This window comes from Marinomonas vaga, assembly GCF_055388305.1.
The window spans coordinates 1033275-1055821 of record NZ_AP043903.1 but is presented as its reverse complement, the minus strand read 5'-3'; the positions used below and the strand labels follow the sequence as shown (position 1 = coordinate 1055821).

General features: G+C 49.4%; 23 protein-coding genes. 12 read left to right on the top strand and 11 right to left on the bottom strand.

What is annotated here, in order from left to right:
* Nucleotides 1-8: 8 nt before the first annotated feature.
* The 6 genes from ACZ5DR_RS04965 (at nt 9) to ACZ5DR_RS04940 (ending at nt 6748) form a co-directional block, all read left to right on the top strand.
* A complete protein-coding gene (locus ACZ5DR_RS04965) occupies nt 9-767 on the top strand; it encodes a FadR/GntR family transcriptional regulator (RefSeq protein ID WP_377366231.1) in 759 nt (252 codons plus the stop codon).
* 62 nt (nt 768-829) lie between these two features.
* Nucleotides 830-2410 (top strand): aldehyde dehydrogenase (NADP(+)), encoded by a 1581-nt coding sequence (locus tag ACZ5DR_RS04960; RefSeq protein WP_377366232.1) that lies wholly within the window; start codon nt 830-832, stop codon nt 2408-2410.
* Nucleotides 2411-2507: 97 nt separating this feature from the next.
* Nucleotides 2508-3446, top strand: coding sequence for an AEC family transporter (locus ACZ5DR_RS04955; protein WP_377366233.1), 939 nt, complete (start codon nt 2508-2510; stop codon nt 3444-3446).
* Nucleotides 3447-3533: 87 nt separating this feature from the next.
* Nucleotides 3534-4484: a 2-hydroxyacid dehydrogenase gene (locus ACZ5DR_RS04950; protein WP_377366234.1), complete on the top strand. Its 951-nt coding sequence runs from the start codon at nt 3534-3536 to the stop codon at nt 4482-4484.
* Between the two features lie 179 nt (nt 4485-4663).
* Complete coding sequence (locus ACZ5DR_RS04945; protein ID WP_377366235.1) at nt 4664-5812, top strand: L-talarate/galactarate dehydratase; 1149 nt, start codon at nt 4664-4666, stop codon at nt 5810-5812.
* 45 nt (nt 5813-5857) lie between these two features.
* Entirely contained in the window at nt 5858-6748 is an 891-nt protein-coding gene (locus tag ACZ5DR_RS04940) for a LysR family transcriptional regulator (protein ID WP_377366236.1), read from the top strand.
* Nucleotides 6749-6843: 95 nt separating this feature from the next.
* On the opposite strand, the gene ACZ5DR_RS04935 is transcribed toward ACZ5DR_RS04940, so the two are convergent.
* From ACZ5DR_RS04935 to ACZ5DR_RS04920, 4 genes are all read right to left on the bottom strand, one after another.
* Nucleotides 6844-8115, bottom strand: coding sequence for a glucarate dehydratase family protein (locus ACZ5DR_RS04935; protein WP_377366237.1), 1272 nt, complete (start codon nt 8113-8115; stop codon nt 6844-6846).
* 89 nt (nt 8116-8204) lie between these two features.
* Complete coding sequence (locus tag ACZ5DR_RS04930) at nt 8205-8327, bottom strand: dihydroxy-acid dehydratase (RefSeq protein WP_228190183.1); 123 nt, start codon at nt 8325-8327, stop codon at nt 8205-8207.
* Between the two features lie 15 nt (nt 8328-8342).
* On the bottom strand, nt 8343-10421 hold the full coding sequence (locus ACZ5DR_RS04925; RefSeq protein ID WP_377366238.1) for a TRAP transporter large permease subunit: 2079 nt from the start codon (nt 10419-10421) through the stop codon (nt 8343-8345).
* 108 nt (nt 10422-10529) lie between these two features.
* Entirely contained in the window at nt 10530-11564 is a 1035-nt protein-coding gene (locus tag ACZ5DR_RS04920) for a TRAP transporter substrate-binding protein (protein WP_377366239.1), read from the bottom strand.
* Between the two features lie 182 nt (nt 11565-11746).
* Here ACZ5DR_RS04920 and ACZ5DR_RS04915 point away from each other — a divergent pair, with 182 nt between their 5' ends.
* On the top strand, nt 11747-12475 hold the full coding sequence (locus tag ACZ5DR_RS04915; protein ID WP_377366240.1) for a GntR family transcriptional regulator: 729 nt from the start codon (nt 11747-11749) through the stop codon (nt 12473-12475).
* A gap of 111 nt (nt 12476-12586) precedes the next feature.
* Complete coding sequence (locus ACZ5DR_RS04910; protein WP_377366241.1) at nt 12587-13201, top strand: hypothetical protein; 615 nt, start codon at nt 12587-12589, stop codon at nt 13199-13201.
* Here the strand turns inward: ACZ5DR_RS04910 and ACZ5DR_RS04905 are convergent.
* Nucleotides 13198-14016, bottom strand: coding sequence for a sugar phosphate isomerase/epimerase family protein (locus ACZ5DR_RS04905; protein WP_377366242.1), 819 nt, complete (start codon nt 14014-14016; stop codon nt 13198-13200). The genes ACZ5DR_RS04910 and ACZ5DR_RS04905 overlap by 4 nt on opposite strands.
* A 115-nt stretch (nt 14017-14131) precedes the next feature.
* The gene (locus tag ACZ5DR_RS04900; protein WP_377366243.1) at nt 14132-15550 is read right to left on the bottom strand and encodes an aminotransferase-like domain-containing protein; all 1419 of its coding nucleotides are present in this window, start codon (nt 15548-15550) and stop codon (nt 14132-14134) included.
* A 135-nt stretch (nt 15551-15685) separates the two neighbouring features.
* On the opposite strand from ACZ5DR_RS04900, the gene ACZ5DR_RS04895 reads away from it, so the two are divergent.
* The 4 genes from ACZ5DR_RS04895 to ACZ5DR_RS04880 all read left to right on the top strand — a co-directional run bounded on the left by ACZ5DR_RS04895 (nt 15686) and on the right by ACZ5DR_RS04880 (nt 18534).
* The gene (locus ACZ5DR_RS04895; RefSeq protein ID WP_377366244.1) at nt 15686-16561 is read left to right on the top strand and encodes an EamA family transporter; all 876 of its coding nucleotides are present in this window, start codon (nt 15686-15688) and stop codon (nt 16559-16561) included.
* A 107-nt stretch (nt 16562-16668) separates the two neighbouring features.
* The gene (locus ACZ5DR_RS04890; protein ID WP_377366245.1) at nt 16669-17283 is read left to right on the top strand and encodes a LysE family translocator; all 615 of its coding nucleotides are present in this window, start codon (nt 16669-16671) and stop codon (nt 17281-17283) included.
* A 79-nt stretch (nt 17284-17362) separates the two neighbouring features.
* Nucleotides 17363-17872 carry a lipocalin family protein gene (locus ACZ5DR_RS04885; RefSeq protein ID WP_377366246.1) on the top strand — a complete coding sequence of 170 codons (510 nt, stop codon included), beginning with the start codon at nt 17363-17365 and terminating at the stop codon, nt 17870-17872.
* Between the two features lie 269 nt (nt 17873-18141).
* The gene (locus ACZ5DR_RS04880; protein ID WP_377366247.1) at nt 18142-18534 is read left to right on the top strand and encodes a GNAT family N-acetyltransferase; all 393 of its coding nucleotides are present in this window, start codon (nt 18142-18144) and stop codon (nt 18532-18534) included.
* A 75-nt stretch (nt 18535-18609) separates the two neighbouring features.
* Here the strand turns inward: ACZ5DR_RS04880 and ACZ5DR_RS04875 are convergent, their stop codons facing one another.
* From ACZ5DR_RS04875 to ACZ5DR_RS04855, 5 genes are all read right to left on the bottom strand, one after another.
* Nucleotides 18610-20049: a KAP family P-loop NTPase fold protein gene (locus ACZ5DR_RS04875; protein WP_377366248.1), complete on the bottom strand. Its 1440-nt coding sequence runs from the start codon at nt 20047-20049 to the stop codon at nt 18610-18612.
* Between the two features lie 26 nt (nt 20050-20075).
* Nucleotides 20076-21044, bottom strand: coding sequence for a nucleotidyl transferase AbiEii/AbiGii toxin family protein (locus ACZ5DR_RS04870; RefSeq protein WP_377366249.1), 969 nt, complete (start codon nt 21042-21044; stop codon nt 20076-20078).
* Nucleotides 21025-21429 (bottom strand): DUF6088 family protein, encoded by a 405-nt coding sequence (locus tag ACZ5DR_RS04865; protein ID WP_377366250.1) that lies wholly within the window; start codon nt 21427-21429, stop codon nt 21025-21027. Before ACZ5DR_RS04865 ends, ACZ5DR_RS04870 begins: the two co-directional genes overlap by 20 nt.
* A 73-nt stretch (nt 21430-21502) precedes the next feature.
* The gene (map, locus tag ACZ5DR_RS04860) at nt 21503-22279 is read right to left on the bottom strand and encodes a type I methionyl aminopeptidase (RefSeq protein WP_377366251.1); all 777 of its coding nucleotides are present in this window, start codon (nt 22277-22279) and stop codon (nt 21503-21505) included.
* Complete coding sequence (locus tag ACZ5DR_RS04855) at nt 22276-22500, bottom strand: ParD-like family protein (RefSeq protein WP_377366252.1); 225 nt, start codon at nt 22498-22500, stop codon at nt 22276-22278. The genes map and ACZ5DR_RS04855 overlap by 4 nt, the downstream gene beginning before the upstream one ends.
* Between the last annotated feature and the right edge of the window lie 47 nt (nt 22501-22547).

Here is a 22547-nt window from a genome sequence, read left to right as displayed (position 1 = left end):
TGAGACGCATGGGCAGTAACGAAACATTGAGTAGCACACTTCAAATCCAACGAGTTGGCAAAGGCGATAGCCTCGCCACCACCGTTGCAAAGCAACTGGAAACAGAGATTACCTCTGGACGCATTAAGGTCGGCGACAAGCTGCCCACCGAAGGCGCCCTGTGTGATCTGTTTGGAGTGAGCCGAACTGTTATTCGTGAAGCTATTACCCAACTCAAGTCATTAGGATTGGTGGAAACTCGACGGGGCGTGGGCACGACCGTGCTACGCTCCATGTCGAGTGAAAACGTGTTTGCATACAACGTCGATCCGACGGCGATCAAAGACATCTTGCACATCCTTGAGATTCGCATGAGTGTTGAAAGTGCCGCCTGTGCACTGGCCGCTGAGCGTCGTACCGATGCAGACTTGGCACGAATGGAACAGCACTTTACAGAGTTTGACGCGGCGCTTTTGCGCGGTGAGCTGGCTCGTAAAGAAGACTATGAATTCCACTTAGCCATTTGCCAAGCGACCCACAATCCATTTTTTAAGCAGTTCTACGAACAGTTTAATAAGAACGTTATCCCACGAGCTAACTTGGTTAATTCAGACGTTGACCATGTAGCCAGTGAAGAATATTTGGAACGAGTGCGAGCAGAGCACAAGGCCATCTTAACCAGCATCCAAGCAAAAGATTCGGATGCGGCCCGAGATGCCATGTACCAGCATTTGAACCGAGCATTCCAACGTTACCAACGCTACAGTGTCTCCAACACGTTTGATTAACCTCTCGATGAACTATTAAGTCTGGCTCAGGCTGGCTTAATCCGCTCAAAAAGGGGATACAAATGGAAGCTCAACTTAAAGGCACACTTCTGATTGCAGGTCAGGAGGTTCAAGGCTCATTGAAAGCCATTGAAGCGATCAACCCTGCAACCAACGAAATCATGGCACCTGCTTACCTAGGTGGTACCAAAGAGCAGGTTAACCAAGCCGCTGACGCCGCATGGCAAGCATTCGATACGTACCGTGCTACCACACCTGAAGCACGTGCAACTTTCCTAGAAACCATTGCTGACGAGATCCTAGCCCTAGGCGACACCCTAGTTCAGCGCGCCATGGCAGAGTCTGGTTTGCCACAAGCGCGTATTGAAGGTGAGCGTGGCCGTACTATGGGTCAATTGCGCATGTTCGCAGGCGTGGTTCGTGCAGGTAAATACCTAGACGTGCGCATCGATCCTGCGATGCCTGAGCGTACTCCACTGCCACGTAATGACCTACGTCTTCAGTACATCCCATTGGGTCCTGTTGCAGTATTTGGTGCGTCTAACTTTCCATTGGCGTTCTCTGTTGCCGGTGGTGATACCGCTTCTGCACTAGCAGCAGGTTGTCCTGTTATTGTTAAAGCACACTCTGCCCATCCTGGCACAGCTGAACTTGTTGGTCGTGCGATCACGGCTGCAGCCGCTAAGACAGGCATGCCAGCAGGTGTTTTCTCTTTGATGTACGGCTCTGGTCGTGAAGTGGGCGCTGCCTTGGTTGAGCACCCATCCATCAAAGCAGTGGGCTTTACCGGTTCTCGTTCTGGTGGTGTGGCGCTGATGAACATCGCTGCAGCCCGTAAAGAGCCGATCCCTGTGTACGCAGAGATGAGCTCGATCAACCCTGTATTCTTGATGCCAAACAAGCTAGCGACACAAGCGGAAGCGGTCGGTAAAGGCTTTGTGGGCTCCCTAATGATGGGCGCTGGTCAGTTCTGTACTAACCCTGGTCTTGTTGTGACTTGCGATGGTGAAGCGACTGATACTTTCATCAATACGGTAGCATCTGAAATCCAAGCCCAAGGCACACAAACCATGCTGACACCGGGCATCTACCAAGCCTACTGTGAAGGTGTGGCTAAGCTAGCGGACAACAAAGGTGTTGAGCTAGTGGGTAAAGGCAACTCAAGCGATGCGCCAAACCAGTGTCAGGCACATGTATTCAAAACCACGGCTGCGGCGTTCCTAGCGGACCCATCCATGGAAGACGAAGTGTTCGGTTCTACCTCTTTGGTAATCCAATGTGCCAATCTGGACGAGTACAAAGCGGTGGCAGAACACTTGGAAGGCCAGCTAACGGCCACTATCCAAATGACAGACGAAGACACAGAAGCAGTTCGTGCCCTACTACCTACTCTAGAGCGCAAAGCAGGTCGTATCCTGTGTAACGCTTACCCAACGGGTGTGGAAGTGTGTCATGCCATGGTTCACGGTGGTCCGTTCCCGGCAACGTCTGACTCCCGTACGACCTCTGTGGGCAGCGCGGCGATTGATCGCTTCGTACGTCCAGTGTGTTACCAAGATCTACCTGTAGCGCTTCAGCCTGCGGCGATCCAAGACGCCAACCCTCTGAATGTGCCTCAGTTGCTAGATGGAAAAGTAAAGTAAGCATTTGCTAACTTAGACTCCAAACTCGCTATTTTATGGGGCACGTTATGTGCCCCTTTTTTGTTGGAGCGAACTAAAACCTATTCAGGAGTGGAATATGGATGCGTCGGCGTTTACTGCAATATTGGATGTTTCTGCACCGGTGCTATTGTTGATCGCGGTCGGCACGTTTTTACGTAAACGACGCATCATCGACGACAGTTTTATCTCGTCGGGTTCCCGCTTTGTGTTCATGGTGGGCATGCCGACCCTTCTCTTCTTCAGCATGCTGGGCGCCTCTCCTGGGGACGTCATGTCATGGCAGCTACCTGTGTATTTCTTTGTCGGCATCATGGTGACCTTTGGCTTCGCCTGGTGGGCATCGGGCCGTATTCACCTACCTGAAAACGAGCGCGGTCATTTCATTCAGATGGCATTCCGTGGCAACACAGGGGTGTTTAGTTTGGCCCTCGTGGTCAACATGTTTGGTGACGAAGGGGTGGTCATTGGTGGTGTGCTTGCCAGTATTACCTCGGTGACCTTTAACGTTCTCGCAGAGACGGCCTTCGCTCGGTTTCAAGACGATCGCAAGCTAGACATCAAAGTCCTGCTTAAAACCATCGCCACCAACCCCATGATTGTAGGGGTAGCGGCGGGTATCTTGGTGAACTTAATTGGTTTGCCCGTGCCGTCTCAGGTGGTGTCTGCGGGGAAATACCTCGGGGGCGTGACCTTGCCTTTGGCGCTCTTATGCATCGGGGGCTCTTTGGCGACCAGCCGTTTTTCCATGTCGAAACAAACCACCTTTGCCATGGGCATTAAGGTGTTTATCAGCCCGATTGTGCTGACCATAGGCGCATCATTGTTGGGCTTTAGCCAGCATGAACAGCTCTATTTATTCCTGTTTTTTGGTGCCCCCATCGCGGCTTCAGCCTATGTAGTATCGGTGGCCCATGGTAGCAACGGCAAAGAAACGGCTAACGCCATCGCCACTTCGACCTTAATCGGTTCTGCGGTGTTGGTGCTCATTGGCCCCCCTTTGTTATCGATCCTATGAATTGCGAATCAGTAAGCCCAATACGAGAAAAAACATGGATTAGGCATATTTTGGCAGCAGACAGGCTGCCTACGGGAGAATCTTAAGATGAGTAAAATCGACGTATTAGTGGTTTGGCCAAATCGACCAGAACAAATGAAAATACTGGAAGAAACCTACCAACTTCACCGTTATGACCAAGCAGATGAACAGGGTAAAGAGGCGATGCTGGACGAGGTGGGCGAGCGTATTCGTGCTGTGGTGACGACTCACGGCGGCGGTGGCTTCCCAGAGTCCCTGTTGGCCCGTTTGCCTAACTTAGAGATTGTTTGCTGTTCTAGCGTGGGATTGGACACTCTCTGTGTGGACAAATGCCATGAGCGTGGCATTCCCGTGACCAATACCCCTGATGTCCTCACCGATGACGTGGCGGACATGGCCATGATGCTGACTCTAACAACCCTGCGTCGATTCTTACCGGCGGTGAACTGGATTCAAGACGGTAGCTGGGTAGAAAAAGGCATGATGCCTTTAAATACCGCCATTAAGGGCAAAAAGCTCGGTATCGTAGGCCTAGGTCGCATTGGTAAAGCCATTGCCAAACGGGCCGAAGCATTTGGCATGATCGTGAGCTACTACAGCCGTTCTCCTAAGCCTGAAGTGGATTATGCCAATTACGATGATTTAGTTGCCTTGGCAAAGGACGTGGACGTGCTGGCCCCTGTGGTGCCGGGTGGCGCAGACACACAGGGTATGATCAGTCGAGAAGTACTGACGGCCCTAGGGCCAAAAGGCTACTTCATTAACGTTTCCCGTGGCTCAGTGGTGGATGAACCCGCCATGGTGGAGTTGTTACAACAAGGCTCTATCGCTGGGGCAGGCTTAGATGTGTTTGTGGATGAGCCAAACGTGCCAGCGCCGTTGCTGACCATGGATAATGTGGTTTTGCAGCCCCACTGTGCCAGCGGTACCTATGAAACCCGTGGGGCCATGGCCCAGCTGGTAGTGGATAATCTGGCTGCCCATTTTGCTGGAAAGCCGCTGCTAACCGCCGTGTAACCCCTAGGTGTTTCTGCTCTCACAGAAAAGCCCTTTAGCTGACAGTTAAGGGGCTTTTTCATGTCTTGGGCTTATTTATTCATTTATTGTATCATTCTCTATTCTATCTATATTAGACCTAAATAAGTTGTCTGCTTACTATGTGCTCATATTGTGAACATAGGGTTAGGAGACACATTATGAATCAAGCCACACTGACACAGACTATCGAAGCGGATGCAATTTCGTACATCAAACTACGTTCCGTGAATGTCCCACTGAAACAAGCTGTAAGTGATGCCAAGGTACTAACAGGTAAGCAAAAACCACTGGGCGAAGTGGCCCTGTTAGTGGTGGAGATTGAAACTAAGCAAGGTGTCTACGGCATGGGCTTTAGCTACACCTTACGTACCGGTGGTCCAGCGCAATATGCGTTTGCCAAAGAAGTGGCACCTCTGCTGATTGGTGAAGACCCAAGTGATATCTCTCGCCTGTGGAGCAAGCTGACTTGGGCGGGGGCTTCCGTCGGTCGCGGTGGTTTGGTGGCTCAGTCTATTGCTGCCTTTGATACGGCTTTGTGGGACTTAAAAGCCCGCCGCGCTAACTTGCCTCTGTCTAAGTTGCTGGGTTCCCATCGCAACGAAGTGCGTTGTTACAACACGTCAGGCGGTTATTTGCAGGCGTCTGTGGGTGAGATCATTGATAAGGCTGAAGCTTCGTTAGCCCGTGGTATTGGCGGCATCAAGATGAAAGTGGGTCATCCAGATCATAAGGAAGACATCGCTCGAGTTGAGGCGATCCGTAAGCACTTTGGTGATAGCGTGCCCCTAATGGTAGACGTGAACCAGCAATGGGATCGAACGACTGCCATGCGCATGGGTAAAGCGTTAGATGACTTTGGTCTACAGTGGATCGAAGAGCCATTGGACGCCTACGATGTGGCGGGTCACAAGATGTTGTCCGATGCCTTGATTACGCCAGTGGGTACGGGGGAAATGCTGGTAAGCGCTGCGGAAGTGAACCGTTATGTGGAAAACGAAGCGGTTGATGTATTGATGCACGATGCTCCTCGTATTGGTGGTATTACGCCTTTCTTGAAGGTGGCAGCACAGGCGGAACAGCGTGGCATGATCATGGCACCGCACTTTGTGATGGAAATTCACCTACATTTAGCGGCGGCCTACGAGCACAGCACTTGGGTAGAACATTTTGAGTGGTTAGAACCTGCCTTTAATGAGCGCTTTGAAATCCGCGATGGCAAGATGATCGTGCCTCAGCGTCCGGGCTTAGGTTTGACCTTACATGAACAAACCGATCATTGGACCGTAGCAAGCTGCGAGTTCCGTTAATCGGTCAACCGTGGGACGAGTACATCGACTCACAGGAGTGAGTCGATGGAATTTTTCCAACTACGTTGCTTTGTCACCGTTGCCACTGAGCTAAACTTCAGTAAGGCAGCGGAGCGTCTCAATATGACGCAACCTCCCTTGAGTCGTCAGATCCAGCTATTGGAACATCAGCTTGGGGTGTCCTTACTGACCCGCACCACCCGCAGTGTGGTGCTGACCGCTGCCGGTCGTGCTTTTTTAACAGAAGCCAAAAGCCTGTTAGAGCGAGCCGATCGGGCGGCCATGTCCGCCAAGAAAATTGCCGCAGGTGACATAGGCACGGTGACCCTGAGTTTTGTTCCCAGTGCCGTCTACGAGTTTGTCCCTAAGGTGATTGCCAACGCCCATCAGCAGCGTCCAAACATCAAGATTTCCCTTGCGGAAATGAACAGCTTTGAACAGCAAGAAGCCGTGCGCTCACGGCAAGTGGATCTGGGCATTGTCCGGTCAGCTCCGCCGCAACCGGATCTGGCGAGTCAGTTCCTATTAAGTGAGCCATTTGTATTGGCTTTGCCCCGTCAGCACCCCTTGGTGAAACAGCCTAAAATAAGCTTGGCCGACCTCCATGAGCAGGCGTTTATTCTGTACTCTCATTCCGAATATCATCCCTTCCATGAGCTACTGTCGGGTATGTTTCGCGCCGCTCGAATCGCTCCCAATGTGGTGCAAAATCTGGGTTCTACACTGACTATTTTGTCCTTGGTAAATGCCAACGTGGGCATGGCCTTGATCCCCAAAAGTGCTGCTGTGATTCAATTTGATCAAGTGGTGTGTCGCCCGATTGAGTTGCCTGAGGGCATCAGCAGTGACTTGCATTTGATCTGGCGGGAAGACAATGACAACCCTGCTTTAATAAGCTTGCTAGAAGACATTCAAACTTCGGTACTCACGCCATAAAAAAGCCCGAACTCATCACTGAGTTCGGGCAAGCAGGACAATAACCTTGTCTTTGATTTGTCACAACAGGGCAGACAAGGGGCCCAGTTGTTAGGTTAGAAACGTGGTACAGTACCCTTCCAGTCAGGTTGGTACTTACGCATCTCAGAAACATCATCACGGGCACGAATACCGCAGTTTTTGTAGTTCTCCGCTAAGACGGCTAGGGCCTCATGGTCTAGCTCCACCCCAAGACCTGGGCGATCTGGTACGACCACTGCCCCGTCTTTGAATTGGATTTTGCCACCTTTGATGACTTCCTCTTCTTGCCATGGGTAATGGGTGTCACAGGCGTAGGTGAGGTTTTCAATGGCCGCTGCCGCATGGGTCATGGCCATTAAGCTGATGCCCAAGTGGGAGTTGGAGTGCATGGAGAGCCCCATGTCCCAAGTCTTACAAATTTTTGCCAGCTCTTGGGTGGCCTTTAAACCGCCCCAATAATGGTGGTCCGATAGGATCACCTGTACGGAATCCAGCTCAATGGCTTTGGGTAGATCAAAGAAACCAATGACGTACATATTGGTCGCCAGCGGAATGTCCGTCATGGCGCTCACTTGGCTCATGGCTTCTTTGCCGTGGGCTGGGTCTTCAAGGTATTGCAGCAAGCCATTCCCGAATTTATCTAATAAACGCTTGGTGGTTTCCACGGTCCAGCCGCCATTTGGGTCAATTCGTAGGGGCAGGTTAGGGAAGGCATCCCGCAGGGCTTCTAGGGCTTGGATTTCTTCCTCTGGCTCAAACACACCGGCTTTAAGCTTGATGGATTGGAAACCGTATTGATCGATCATGGCGCGTGCTTGATCAACGATTTGTGCTGGAGTCACAGCCTCGCCCCATTTGTCCACCCATGGATCATCGGTGAAACCGTGGCGCTCAAATTTGTAAAATAGGTAGGCGCTGTAGGCCACTTCATCCCGCACTTTACCACCTAACAGATCGCAGACAGGACGGCCGGTAATCTTACCCATTACGTCTAAACAGGCCACTTCAAAGGCAGAGAAAATACGTGGCACAGTGGTCGCACCTAGGGTACCCGGAGCAATGTCTAAGCCTGAGTCTGGGTCAGGTAAGGTGATGACTTCCTCGATTTTCTGGCGGATAGCGTTCATGTTAAACACGTCCATACCTTCTAAATGGGGAGCCACTTGACGCAATTGGCTGATGGTTTGCTCGTCACCGTAGCTCTCCCCCAGACCGTACTGGCCGTCTTCGGTTTTCAGCTCGATGATGGTACGTAACGCCCACGCCTCGTGGACCCCATACACATTCAACAGAGGTGGATCGCGAAAGGCGATAGGTGTGATGACGATGGATTGAATGCGAGACATAGTGTTTCTCCTGATAAAAGCTGTCCGTATCGGCCAGCAAACTGGCCGATAGGCACCTACAAAAATGGGTTTAAATCTGAATGCGTGTTTTAAGCGAAACCGGCCGCAAGGCTGAACATGCAAACGATCAATGCGGTTGCTATGACTCCCCCTGCGATCCAAGGGGCAAATCCATAGCGGTCGATTTCTTCGTGGTTATCGTGACCAATCATAAGAAGACTCCTGTGTTAACTGCCTAAGGCTTCGGGCAACCAAAGCGCGATCTGAGGGAAGCTCATAACCAAAATCAAACCAACGATCTGTAAGCCGATAAAAGGCAATACGGATAGGAAGATCTCTTGCAGCGAAATGTCTTTCGGTGCCACGGATTTAAGCCAGAAACAGGCCGGACCAAATGGCGGTGACAAGAAGTAGATTTGGATGTTGAGCACAAACAAGATACCGAACCAGATTTTTGCTTGGTCTTCGGTTAAACCAAGTTCTGGCGCTAGGGACATCACCACAGGGGCGAATACAGGCACCGTGATTAAAACAATGGCGATCCATTCCATGAAGGTACCCAGTACCACCAAGATCAACATCATCACCAAGATGACGCCAATGGCTGGAATGCCAAGGTTCATGAACAAGGAGCGCATAAAGTCCGCACCACCGATCAGGTTAAAGATCCCCACAAATGAGACCGAACCCAACACCAACCAGATGATGGTACCTACTGTCGCCATGGAACCCACGAGGGCAGCTTTTAGCATGGACCATTTGAACTCATGGCGTACCGCAGAGACCACCATCGCCCCTAACGCACCCACAGCAGCGGCTTCGGTCACGGAGGCGATACCGCCATAAATGGAACCCATGACACAGCCGATCAGCATGATGCTTAGGAACACAGCGCTCAAGCGGGCGCGGGACAGCTTTTTCTCAGTGCCGGTTTTCTCGGCAACTTCTTTGGCGGTCGGTGCCATAGACGGGTTAATGTGCACACGCACCAGTACGTATACCGCGTAGAATACCGCTAGCATCAAGCCAGGTACGGCCCCCGCCATAAACAAGTCACCAATGGCTACTTCTGCAGACAAGCCGTAAACGATCATAATGATGGACGGTGGAATCAAGGTCGCCAACGCGCCTGCCGCACAGATCAAGCCAATGGTCATCTTGCGGTCGTAACCAAGACGCAGCATCTGGGGCAGAGCCACCAAACCCAGCATTACGATTTCGCCCCCCATTACACCGGACATGGCTGCTAGAATCACTGCAACCACAACGGTTTGCACCGCCACGCCGCCGCGCAAATTACCCGCAAACACTGACATAGCGTCGAACAAGTCTTCCGCGATACCGGATTTTTCCAAAATAGACGCCATTAAGACGAAGAAAGGAATGGCGATCAGAGTGTAGTGATCCAGTAGGGCTGCGGTATTGGCAGACACCAAATACAAGCCGCGAGGACCAAAGAAGGCAATGGCCATGATCACTGACACGATCAAGGTAACGATGCCCAGAGGCATACCCGTCATCATGAGGGAGACCAGCATCATCACCATGATCAAAGAGATCACACCTAAGCTGTAGGAGCGCATGTTCAAGGCTTGGCTCGGATCCAAGCTAGAGCCAATCGCAGAGAAGTAACCGCTCACGGAAGCAAAAATAGACTCAGGGCCAGACACAAAAGCCAATAGGCCATTGATAAAGTAGAGCGCCATAAACAGGCCCACTAGCTTCACAAGGGTTTTTGCCCAGTTGCTTTGTACATGACGCACAAGGTTGACCGTTAACTGAGACAAGTACAGCAGGCCGCCGATCAGCAAGAGTGACTTCATGATCATAGGCATGGGGGAGTTAAAAGCACTGCCGGTACGCTCGATGTGCTCCACGGCTAAATAGGCGCGAAGGGAGGCGTCGGCTAACAGTAAAAAGAGTGCTGTGATTCCTACGATCATGGCAAACAGATCTAATCGCCATTGGTTTTTAGGCGACGCGATATTGTGGATCACAGTGATGCCAATGTGACGTTTTTTCAGTGTGATGTAGCCAGCGGACAGCATCCACGTGGCAGCACATAACACCATAACGACTTCAAATGCCCATTGGGTTGGAGCATTAAACACGTAGCGTGCGACCACTTCCCAAAGGGTTGCGCCCGCAGCGACTAAGTACAAAAGAGACACACCAATGCCTGTGAAATGGCTCACATGGTCAATCGGGGTGTAATCGAACTGTTCCTGAGGTTGGCTGTGTTCGATAGGGTTATCATCCGCGATGTTCACCACATCATCGGCATGAAGGCTTTGGGAATTAGACATGGTTTCACCTTATTGCCTTGAGTCAGTCAACTTGACTCAACAATGGAATACGCAAGAGAACGGGTCAGGTTCTGCTGGCTGACCCGTTGGTCTTGTGACAGACGTGGGTTACAGAAGACCTTGTTGCTTCATGTATTTCACGTGGGCTTCGTAGACTTCTTTCGCTAAAGGCGATGCCGCGGCGAAAGCTTCCCAAGCTTCTTGAGCGATCTTACGGAACTCATCACGCTCAGCTTGCGGCCAGTCGATGATGGTGATGTCACCGGCTTTTTTGTCACGGGCTACCAGCTCTTTGTCTTTTTCATCTAGGTAGACGCGTAGATCCCCGTAGGCATCGCTGAACCACTGAGTAAGCGCCTGCTGGTCGTCTTTAGACAAAGACTTCCATTTGCTATCAGTGATGGTGAATTGCATAAATGGCATAGAGTGGATGCCAGGGTAGATAGGGTACTTAGCAACCTTGTGCATACCGCTGGCGTCATTATTGGCGTAGGCCGAAGAGTCAGCTGCGTCGATGACGTTTTTCTCTAGGGCGGTGTACACCTCAGAACCCGGCAAAGAAACCGGAGCGGCACCAGCACGACGGAAGACGTCAGCCGCAAGACCTTCAGGGGAACGGATCTTCAGACCTTTAAGGTCTTTCACCGCACGTACTGGGACTTTCGACACGAAGGCTTCACGTTTTTCTGAGCTACAACCGACCACATGAATACCTGGATCGTACTTGTTGTAAAGCTTCTGCAGCAGCTCTTTACCGCCGCCATTCATACAGAAATCGTGGATTTGTCCAGGATTGTCATAACCAGCAATCAAGTCACCCATCAAGGCGAAGGCCGGATCTTTACCTGCGAAGTAACTGGTTGCGGTGAGGTCACCATCCAAAATGCCCATGGAAACCGCTACCGGTGTTTCTTTGTGAGACACCACGGAACCAATGGGTAGCAGCTCGATTTCCACGTCGCCGCCAGTCATTTCTTTTAATTTCGGAACCCACACATTGTTCAGGCGCGTTAGGCTGATGTGTGAAGCGTTGAAGCTGGTTTGCACCTTAAGCGTTTCAGCACTCGCGGCTGCAGCAGACAGGGCGAGACCTGCGGACACAGTGGCAACGGTGAACGCTTTGCGTAGGGGAGTGAAGTGCATAGTGATGCTCCTAATTATTGTTAGATTTATTGTCGTGTAGAGCGATCCAGAACCGAATATAAACTGATATATTAGTTGCTGATTCGATAGATATACTAATATATTAGTTACGAAGTGCAAACTTTTTTTCTCTTTCACCTGTAAAGGGCGTTTGAGATAATGACCCCAAGACTGGATAAATTGTGAACGTAAACCTTATGACTCAAAGCAGTAACTACTTAATAAAGAGTTACCTAGAAAGCACCCATGAAAAGCCTAGAACCGCGGTAGATCGGGTCTATGAAGAGATTTTACGACGTATCGTGAACTTGGAATTACCCCCAGGCTCTCCCCTTGTGCGTGGTGAATTGTGTGCGGAATATCAAGTGAGCCAAACCCCCGTTCGGGAGGCATTACTTCGTCTGGAACAAGTGGGCTTGATCAATGTGCGTCCCCAATCGGGCACCGAAGTCGCCTACATTGACGTAGCGCAGTTGGAGCAAAATCACTTCCTGCGTGAAGCCTTAGAATGTGAAGTGATCCGTCGCCTCGCGGAACAAAAAGACCAGTCCCTAGTGGATCATTTGCGTTCCATTATCGATATGCAGGAGCAGGTGGCGTCCCAAGATGACGATGTGATGCTGTTTGCTAAACTAGACGAATTATTCCACCGCACCATGTACGAGGCCGTGGGGCAATTAGCCTTATTCAATCTGGTACGTTCCCGCTCTGGACACATGGACAGAGTGCGCCGTTTGCACCTGCCCAGCGAAGGTAAAATCCGCAGTGTGCTAGAAGGCCACCGCAACATCATTGCAGGCATAGAGCAGGGCAGCCCTGAGTTAGCCATTGGTTACATGCGTGAGCATTTGGCGGGCACCATTGAGCGAGTCAGAAGCCTCCAAGAAGAGTTCCCTGAATACTTTTGTTAGGGGATTACCCCTAAACGTCATCAAATCCCCCTGAAATGACGCTTTTGGTTTGGAACCACTGGCGTCCTAGGTTTAAGCTGTAATGATCATTAATCGTTTTGGGGATTGTGTATGGATGCCTCGATCAAGCTGGTGTTAAGCGGCATTGCCATAGTGCTGGCTTTAGCTGGCTTTGTTCCCTACATTTGGGCGGTGCTAAAGGGACATGTTCGCCCCCATGTGTTTTCCTGGTTGATCTGGGGAATCACCACGACCATCGTATTTTTCGCCCAGTTGGACGCGGAAGGTGGCATGGGCGCTTGGCCCATTGGTTTGTCAGGCTTTGTCACCATTTATGTGGCATTTCTCGCCTATGTGAAGCGTGGTGATGCGTCTATCAGTCGTTCTGATTGGTGGTTTTTAACAGCCGCTTTGGCCTCTTTGCCCCTCTGGTATGTGACCAGTGACCCTCTTTGGGCCGTGATCGTCTTAACCATTGTTGATCTTTTGGGCTTTGGGCCGACCTTACGGAAAGCCTATCACCGTCCGTTTGAAGAAAGCCGTCTGTTTTTCCTCATGGTGATATTGCGCAACGTGTGTGCCATCGGGGCGTTAGAAGCTTACTCTATGACCACTGTGATGTTTCCGTTGTTAATGGCCCTAGGTTGCGTGGCGCTGTTATTGATTATGCAGTACCGCCGCCTGGTGGTAAGTCGACTCATGGCGGCGGCACAGGTCAAATCCTAGAATGCGCTAAAAGATGACCACGCCTGCTGGCTCTGTTTTACATGTTCTAGCAGGGTGTGCATTTCATGGTCGTTCCGTGGTGGAGTATTGGCTGGGTTATTGCTCAGGACAAACTCAAATACGATGGGCCCATCAAAACCACCCCGTTGCAAGGCTTCATAGTGTTCTAGAAAGTCGATGTTACCGTGACCTATCCCTTCCCTATTGGAATCAGACACATGGAAAATGGCGTTTTTAGCGGCATAGTGTTCGGCGGCCAAAAGCGGGTCTGACTCTCCGATATTCATATGGAAGCTGTCTAGCAAGATGCTCAAATCCTCGCACTGGCTGTCATTGACCAACGCCTGAAAGTCACTGGTTGTGTGAATCAAAGGGACTTCGTAAAGGTTGCAAGGCTCGTAAGACAGGTGTACCTGCCGGGTCTCGGCGTAAGCTTGGATGCGTTTTACGCTTTCCACCAGTTGTGCCCAAGCCGCTTCTTGGGTGTTGCATTGGCTGGTCCAAGCACTCAATCCCTGCAGGGTCGCACCACAGCCTAGTTGCTTAGCATAATCCACAACACGCTGATAAAACGCCACGGCACCTTCAAGACTGGCTTCGCCGTTTTCTTCACTCGGACGGCAGTCGAAGGGGTCAAAGATGAGCAGGTCTAAGTTGTATTTCTGTGCCATGCGTACCACGTCTTCCGCCTTGTGAGCAGACATGGATTCGCAATACTGAACGCTGTTTAAACCCGACTCAGCGATGGTCGACATCAAGGTTTCCAGATCATCAATACCTAACGTCCAAGTACAGATTCCGAATTGCTGACTCATCGTTTTACTCCTTGTTGCTGTGGGGGATCTCTTTAAGTTAGCGCGATTGGCGTTGTGCTTTGTTGAAGAAACAAGAAGTAATTATCCAAAACCTATGGGGTTAGCGGTCTGCTGGTCAAGCTAATTGGGCTTTGATCAAGGCGCATAAGCTCATCAGTTGTTGGTAGGCGCTGTCGCCCTGCTGAGATTGATGCAGTGGCCAACCGCAGTTAATGCGCAGGCAATCTTTGTAATCGGGGTAGGTGCTAAAGCAAGCGCCGGGACGAATGTCTAACCCCTGCTGTTGGGCAGTGGCGGCGAGCTGATTGGTGTCCAGTTGTGGCACCCGTAGCCAAAGCACCAAGCCTCCTTGAGGGGCGCTGATTTGGGTATTGCTAGGCAGCTCTTTCCCTAACAATTGTTGGTATTGATGGATTTGGGAGGGTAGCACGGAACACACCTTATTCATGTGTTGGCGATAATCACCGCAGGCGATGAACTCAGCAATACAACTTTGAGTGAGGTTATTGACGCCCATGGTGGTGCGGTTGTGTTGTTCCAAATACTGCTCTAGGTAGCGCCCAGGTAAGCACCAGCCCAGTCTTAACCCCGGTGCTAGGGTTTTAGAGATGGAACTGCACCAAATAATGTAGCCGTCTTTGTCCCAGTGCTTTGCTGGCAAGGGTTTGTCTTTCCCGTGGCTCAGCTCAAAGTAAACGTCGTCTTCAATAATAGGCATTTGATAGCGTGACCCTAACGCCGCTATGGCTTGCTTTTGGCTATTGGGCAAGGTGATGCCTAGGGGATTCACATGGGTGGTGCTAAGCAATGCTGCCGTGACTTTTTGTTCAGCAAAGCAAGACTCTAAGGCGGCCAAATCAATGCCTTCATGGGTGATGGGGACTTCGATGATTTGGCGCTTTAACGTGGTCAGTAAGTCCAATAAGCCACTGAAGCAAGGGGAGCATACGGCAATGGCGTCCCCAGTTTGAGTTAAGCATTCCAGTGCCACGCGAATGGCTTCAAGGCAGGAGTTGGAGATCACCAATTCGTTAGCACTGAAGGCAAAGTGTTGGGTGCGGAAGTGGTCAGACAGGGCCTGCCGAAGTGCCAGTTGTCCTTGGGTCTCAGGGTAGTGAAATAGGCTTTGGTTGAGTCGACGGGTGACGCGCTTAAGAGTGCGGGTAAGGTCCGTCTCGGGGAGCAGTTCAGGGGCTAGCAAAGACGTGCCCAACGGTGTGAAACCACTTAGAGCGGTGTTGTACCCCTGCTCAGGGGCGAACTCTTGGGGATTCCTTGGGGTGAGTTTGTTATGAACAATGCTAGGAAATTCGGCAAAATGAGTGCGATTTGCGACGAAATAGCCAGATTGAGGGCGAGCATAGATCCAGCCTCTGTCTTCTAAATAGGCATAGGCCTTGCCTGCTGTGGTCAAGCTGACATCCTCTTGCTGAGCCAATTGACGAAGCGCCGGTAGCCGTGCTCCGGTGGGCAGTCGCCCGTTACGTATATCATCGATAAAGGCGTGTGCGAGGGTTTCGTATAAGGTCATCATCAGGGCTCAGTTTATGGCTTAGCTAAATTGCCTATTTAAATTGTACTCTTATTTTTATCAAAAATTGTATCTGATCTCTTTTTGGGCGTGCCCGTCATACTGACTGCAGTTGAATCGAATAAAAAGGTGCAAGGTATGACGGGCAAAGACAGTCTTTTTTTGGTGCTTTTGATGGCGCTCTGGGGCTTTAACTTCAGTGTCATCAAGCTTGGGGTCAATAATATTGAGCCGCTTCTCCTAACGGCTTTGCGTTTTACTTTGGCGGTGTTGCCGTTGATCTTCTTTATCCGTCGCCCCAATGTACCTTGGCGTTACCTCATGGCTTATGGTTTGACGTTTGGGGTGGGGGTCTGGGGGCTGACGACCTTGTCGGTTGGAGCGGGATTGTCTTCTGGCTTGGCCTCCTTGCTACTGGATATGAGTGTTCTCAGTAGTCTGTTGGTCGGACGCTATGTGCTGAAAGAAGCTCTGACGCCAGAGAAGCTGTTTGGCTCCCTGTTAGCGCTGCTTGGGCTGGGCATCATTATCTGGTATCAAGGGGGGACGGTAACACCTTTGGGTTTGATATTGGTGTTGGCGGCGTCGGTCTTTTGGAGCATCAATGGGGTCATTGTTAAGCGCTCCGGCACCCAGTCTGTATTCGCCTTTAACATTTGGGGCATGGCGTTCGCTCCTGTGCCATTGCTCTTGCTGGCGCTGGTGTCCTATGGCCCTACGTCGGTGTCAGAGTCTTTAGCCCAAGTAAATGGCTCCGTGTTGTTTTCGGCTGCGTTTCAAGCCTATCCCACCACCTTGCTCGGTTACTGGTTTTGGAACAAGATGATTGTTAAATACTCTATTTCTACCGTGGCCCCCATGAACCTTTTAGTGCCGGTGTTTGCGTTGATCGGTGGTCTATTGTTTCACGGGGAACAATTGGCCATGCCGCAAGTTGTGGCAGCGGTGGTGATTTTATTGGGTGTGGCGGTCAGCGAAGTTAGATTCCCTAAAGGTAGATTGGCTAAGCTGTAATTGTATTATATTGACGAAGAACGAGAATTTTAGAGGCGTTTTTAAGTGTCTTAACGACTCTTGCTAAGACGCCAAAGGGATCATTTTGCAACAGAGGGACGTTTATTATGATAACGATTGAATACCTACTCACCGCATTAGTGCTGGTGTTGATTCCGGGGACGGGGGTGATTTACACGGTGGCCACAGGGTTGTTTGTGGGCAAGCGTGCCAGTGTGTTTGCCGCTTTTGGATGCACCATGGGGATTTTGCCAGCGCTGCTGGCCAGTAGCTTTGGTTTGGCTGCGATATTTCATACCAGCGTGGTCTTGTTTCAGGTGGTGAAATACGCAGGGGCCATGTATTTACTGTATTTGGCTTGGCAGATGTGGCGTTCTGCCGCACCTCTTGAAGTAGAGGAAGGCCAAGCTGAGCGTTCTTATGTCAGCATTGCCGTGAAGGGATTTTTACTTAACATCTTGAACCCTAAACTTTCGATCTTCTTTCTCGCCTTTCTGCCTCAGTTTATTCCCAGCACCCAAGACAGCGCTTTCGTCAGCATGTTGCTTCTGGGAGGCGTGTTTATGCTGATGACCTTTGTTGTCTTTGTGGTGTATGGCTTTTTGTCTGGCAGCTTTAGCAGCATGGTGGTGAGATCTCGCCGGGCCAGCATCATGATTCAAAAGGTGTTTGCCTCAAGCTTCGCCGCACTTGGCATTAAGCTGGCCTTGAGTGATAAGTAGCGGCGTCATTACCTCGGGAGAATAAGACCAAACGGTGCGTTCATGCGTATAGCTTCGAAAGTATCTGGAGGTGTATGTAATGATTCGCGCTGTTTGTTTTGCTGTGGTTATGATGTTGGTCGGTTGTACCTCTGCCCCAAAAGGCATTGAGCCGGTTGATGAGTTTGCGTTACCTAAATACCTCGGCACTTGGTATGAAATCGCACGTTTAGACCACAGTTTTGAGCGCGGTTTGTCTCAAGTCACTGCGCAATACAGTCTGCGTGAAGACGGTGGCGTAAAAGTGATTAATCGTGGCTATTCAAAAGAAGATAAAGAATGGAGCGAAGCGGAAGGCAAAGCCTACTTCGTCGAGGACAGCAGCACTGGCCATTTAAAAGTCAGCTTCTTTGGCCCATTTTATGGCGCATACGTGGTGTTCGATTTGGACGAAGATTACCAACAAGCCTTTGTTTCTGGTCCTGATCGCTCGTATTTGTGGTTCCTGTCTCGTACCCCTACGGTCTCTGAAGCTGACAAGCAACGCTTTATCCAAGCCGCACGGGCAAAGGGATTTGATACTGATGAATTGATCTTTGTTGAGCAATAACAGTGCCGCAAATCCCTCTTGTGGGACCCGATTGCATCGGGGACAAGGCCAGCAACTTCACTACCAATTAGAGACACCTAAAAGACTCAACCCTTGTAGAGTGGGCTTTAGCCCAACCATTACGAAGTGAAAATACCCATCACAAAGAGTCGTCTTGTGTATGATGTATTTTCAGCCGAAATCAGTGCTTCAGAAATCAGACAATAGGAATGTCGATGCATATTCGAGAAATAACACCCCAAGATGCGGACGCTGCAAGTGCGGTTTGCATGGCAGCTTTCACGTTGTCCGTGGCGGGTACAGTATCAGAAGAGGGTATTGCCACGTTTGCAACGATTGCGTCCCCCGACGCCTTTCTCAATCGAATGAGTCGCGGCGATTATCTTACGTTAGTCGCTGAAATCGATGGCGTGATAGAGGGCGTTTCAGCACTGAAGGATGGTCATCATTTAGCTATGTTGTTTGTCAGGCCTGAACGCCAAAAGAGCGGAATAGGACGACAATTGCTGCGATCTTTAATAGAAAATGTCACCGTTGATACAATGACAGTGCGCGCTTCATTATCGTCTGTTACGGCTTACGAAAAATACGGCTTTGAACTCTCTGGCGATATAGGCGAGTCTGCTGGATTGGCTTATCAGCCTCTAGAGCTTGTGCTTTAGTAGTTCATTATTCCTTCTCGTTTAAAGGTCAATAATCTATTAGCAGTTTGGTCATATTGATCAAATTTTTGCAGTTTAAGGACCATCAAATGCTATAGCAGTTGAACGTATGATATTTAGCATTTCAGCTGGGTTTGTAAGAAGTGTTACATTGGGCTGTCTCCTTATAAAATCAATCTGATTATTTAAGCTTACATAGTCTGCATTAATGCTTTTAAATTCATGCTGCTTGAATTGGCTGTTAGGAGAGATTTTATATGCTTCCTTATTTTGGCATTGGCTCAAGGGTCCATTTAGATCCTGAAGTAGCTTTGTCATTTTTATTGATCTAGTAAAATAAAAGTCGACGATTTTTTCTGATCCAGTATAAGCCTTCATTGCTCTTAGCTCGGAGTCGAATTTTTCAAACTCTGGGATACCTGTATAGAGTGCTTCGCCAAAAACCAACCCTGTTAGGGTTAGAATCGAGAATGCCTTTTTGTCTAAGCTATCAGATAGTAATAGAGACTCTAAATGAGAGCAGAGTTGTCTTACTCTGCGTAGCGGGAGGTGGTTCTTATTTAGTTGGCATATTAAGCTTACTGAATATTGAAGTTCTTCTGTCGTGCTTACTTTGGGTAAAGTTAATAATTTACAGAGATTTACGCCTTCAAAAATTTTCTGAGCTTTTATGAATTCCAAGTAATCTGGCTCTGGCAAAGTTAGTCTCTGCTCAAAGAAGCGACTGAGGTATTCATGAGAGTCGAAATCCTGTCCATAGATTGCTTTTATTGAATGTTGAAGTTGTTTCGTGTCTGTCGAGAAGATGAACACAAAATTTGGTATGTCGAAGAGGTGTTTAACAGTCTCTAGCATCTCTATAGCGTATGACGGACGGCAGCGGTCAAGTTCATCAATAAAGATAAAGACCTTCTCTTTCGGTGTGTCTGGCTGAGCGAATTCAACGAGTTTTTGTACTTCTCGTTTAAAGTCTTTGGTGAATTGCTTGTGTCTTATATGTGCTCTTGTTGTTTCGAGGCCAAGATCACCAATATTTAGATTCGATTTATAATCTTTTGCGTTAACTGCTGAGCCTACTATCGATTCAAAAAGTTCAAGCAGCTCTTTGCTTCCTTGATCCCCGATCAACTTCCCAAGCAAAGAAGTTAGTATTTTGGGAATGCTGCCTTTGAGCTGAGTAGCAAAGTGAACGACTTTCTTTTCTTGTTCATAAAAACCATCTTTCCTTGTTAGCTCAGATAGTTGATCAATGATCTCCGCAATAATGATTGTCAGAGGGTCATCAAGATAATCTGACTCCCATGCATCAATCTTAATTCCAATATGTCCCTTTTCTTCAACCAGCCGCTTCCAGTTTTCCACAAAGAAGGTTTTTCCTGTTCCCCAGGCACCATTCAGGTTTACCGGGAAAGCATGCTCTTCGGTGTTACGTGTTATTAAATATTGAGTAAAACGTTCAGCAAGCTTTTTGCGCTTTGAGCCTGTAGCGCAGTTTTCAAAAGGGCGTTTAGGCATTCGGTAACTTCCTTATAAAAATTATCTCAATCGTGAGTCTTTTCTAGTTCTTCCAATAGCTGCTTAGTTAGTGTTTGAAATATTTCCATCGCATCCTGCCAAGTGACAGGATGTTCTGCATATACCATAGGGCTGACATACTTATTGTAGCGCTCTGCATATAGCTCGTTATTCAGGAGCTGTTCTAACCCAAAACTTAGCTCATCCAGTGGTGAGTCGACTAGCTGAGGGTGTTGATTGCCATACTGCTGAACGTCAGTCTTGATGACGTTGCTAACGAGAGTTGCGAGCTTTTCTGTATTGGAAGGCTCGGCCATTTGGATGTGATAAGTATCGTAGACATGTCTTATGAGTGTTTCGTCATCTACTCGGTTTTGATCTCGGGTGGCGCTAGCTGTTCTTCGTAGCATTGACACCAACTTCTCTGCTTGTGTGTCGAGAATAGCGGCACAGTCCATTTCGATAGTCTGATCGGACTGTTTTAGTATTTCCGAATAAATTGATTGGATGCATCTTTTTTCGGGCGGGCTAAGAGTGACTGATTCAATTAACTCCAGCTTGATGAAAGGCCTAAGGCAAGGCGCTTGTAGGTAAGCCTGCGGATACTTTATTTCAAAGGCTGAATAGCGGTACTCATCTTTTACGTCAGGCGTGCCTTCTATTGAAAATAATCGACTTTGTTCTAGCAGAAGCTCTACTTGTTGTTTGGCTTTCTTGCGAGCATTTCGCCTTGCGTTACGTGATAAAACATCTGAGTAGTTCGGCTTTGGGACCAGTTTCAGATCTATATCCTCGGACATCCTGTATGTCTTGATGGCGGATTTTGCTAATGCCGTACCACCTGAAAATACGATTTGATGGTAGTCCAGATCAATGGTGGAGATCAGTTTTAGCAGCTCGACGATGTAATAATCTTTTTCGACAATGGCGGGGTTGCCGAGTCCTATGGCATCGGCAATATCAACGAAGAGAGAGCTATCGAAGTTCGTTGACACTCTGGCTTCCTACTTTGATCTTACGTGTAAAGCGAGTGCTTCTTGGTGTCACTTTAATCTTGGCAGGAATTTGAGTGCTGTTGCCTGAGAGGCTTGATTGCGATACTTCATCAAAAGAATATGCAACATTGAGTCTTTCAAGCGCTTCAATCATAACGCCATCTGAGCCTGCTGGATTATCTGGCATTGGTTTACCTGTGATCCTATTTATGCGCGCTCGGACGTATAACCCATAGCTTATTTTTAGCAGTAGACCTTCATCAACAAGTTGCCTTAAACAGCGTCCAACTTGGTCGTAATCTGCAATATCTTTAAAGTCTGAACGCATGAAAACAGAACGCTTTGAGCGCTTTACTCTATTTTGTATTCTGCTTTGAATGGTCATGACGTCACCTCGTTAATGTTGTCTATATAATAGACAAAAATACGACATTTCTCAAAAGCAAAAATACGACATTTTAAATACGCTCTTCCTCCCTCAGCGTCAGCACTTCATAGCCTGTTTCCGTCACTAAGATGGTGTGTTCCCATTGTGCGGAGAGTTTGCGATCCGCTGTGACTACCGTCCAGCCGTCTTTTTTGGTTTTGGTCTTGGCACGGCCTTGGTTGATCATGGGTTCGATGGTGAAGGTCATGCCTGGCTTGAGCTTCAAGCCTTTACCCGGTTTACCAACGTGCAGCACTTGTGGGCCTTCGTGCATCTCTCGACCGATGCCATGGCCGCAGTACTCCTGTACCACGCTGTAACCGTTAGCGCGGGCGTGGGCTTCGATGGCGTGACCAATGTCCCCCAGGGTGGCACCGGGCTTCACTTGTTTGATCCCTTGCCACATGGCGTTGTAGGTTTCCTTCACCAGGCGGCGTGCCTCTGGGCCAGCGCTAGGCATGACGTACATCTTGCTGGAGTCGGCGATGAAACCGTTTTTCTCGAGGGTGATATCGAGGTTGATGATGTCTCTTGGGCGCAAGGCGTAGTGTTCTTTTGGCATACCATGACACACCACTTCGTTCACTGAAGCATTTAACACGTACGGGTAGTCGTATTGGCCGAGGCTAGCTGGACGTGCCTGTAATTCTTGACGAATGTAGCGTTCTACCTCGTCGTTGATGGCCATGGTGGTGACGTCTTCTTTGACGATGCTGTCGAGGTGTTTGAAGACTTTGGCAAGCAGGCGACCTGCCTCTCGCATCAGTTCGATCTCTGGTGCGGTTTTGATGTGAATCTGATCGCTCATGCTAAGGCCTGCTTGGGCACTTCAGTCATTGCTTGCTCTTCTAGATCGGCTTTGTCCAGCTCCATTTGTATGATTTCAGAGAAGCTCATGGTTGGATTGCGCTCTGCTAAGCGGCCGATCTTGATCCAGAACTCGGCCTGCGCGTTGATCGAGCGAGACATGACTTGCGAAGCGCGGCGTACATCATCATGTACGTCGTCAGAGATTTTAATGATTCCCATGATATGATCCATATATAAAACGTATATAGACCATATTCTATGGTTTT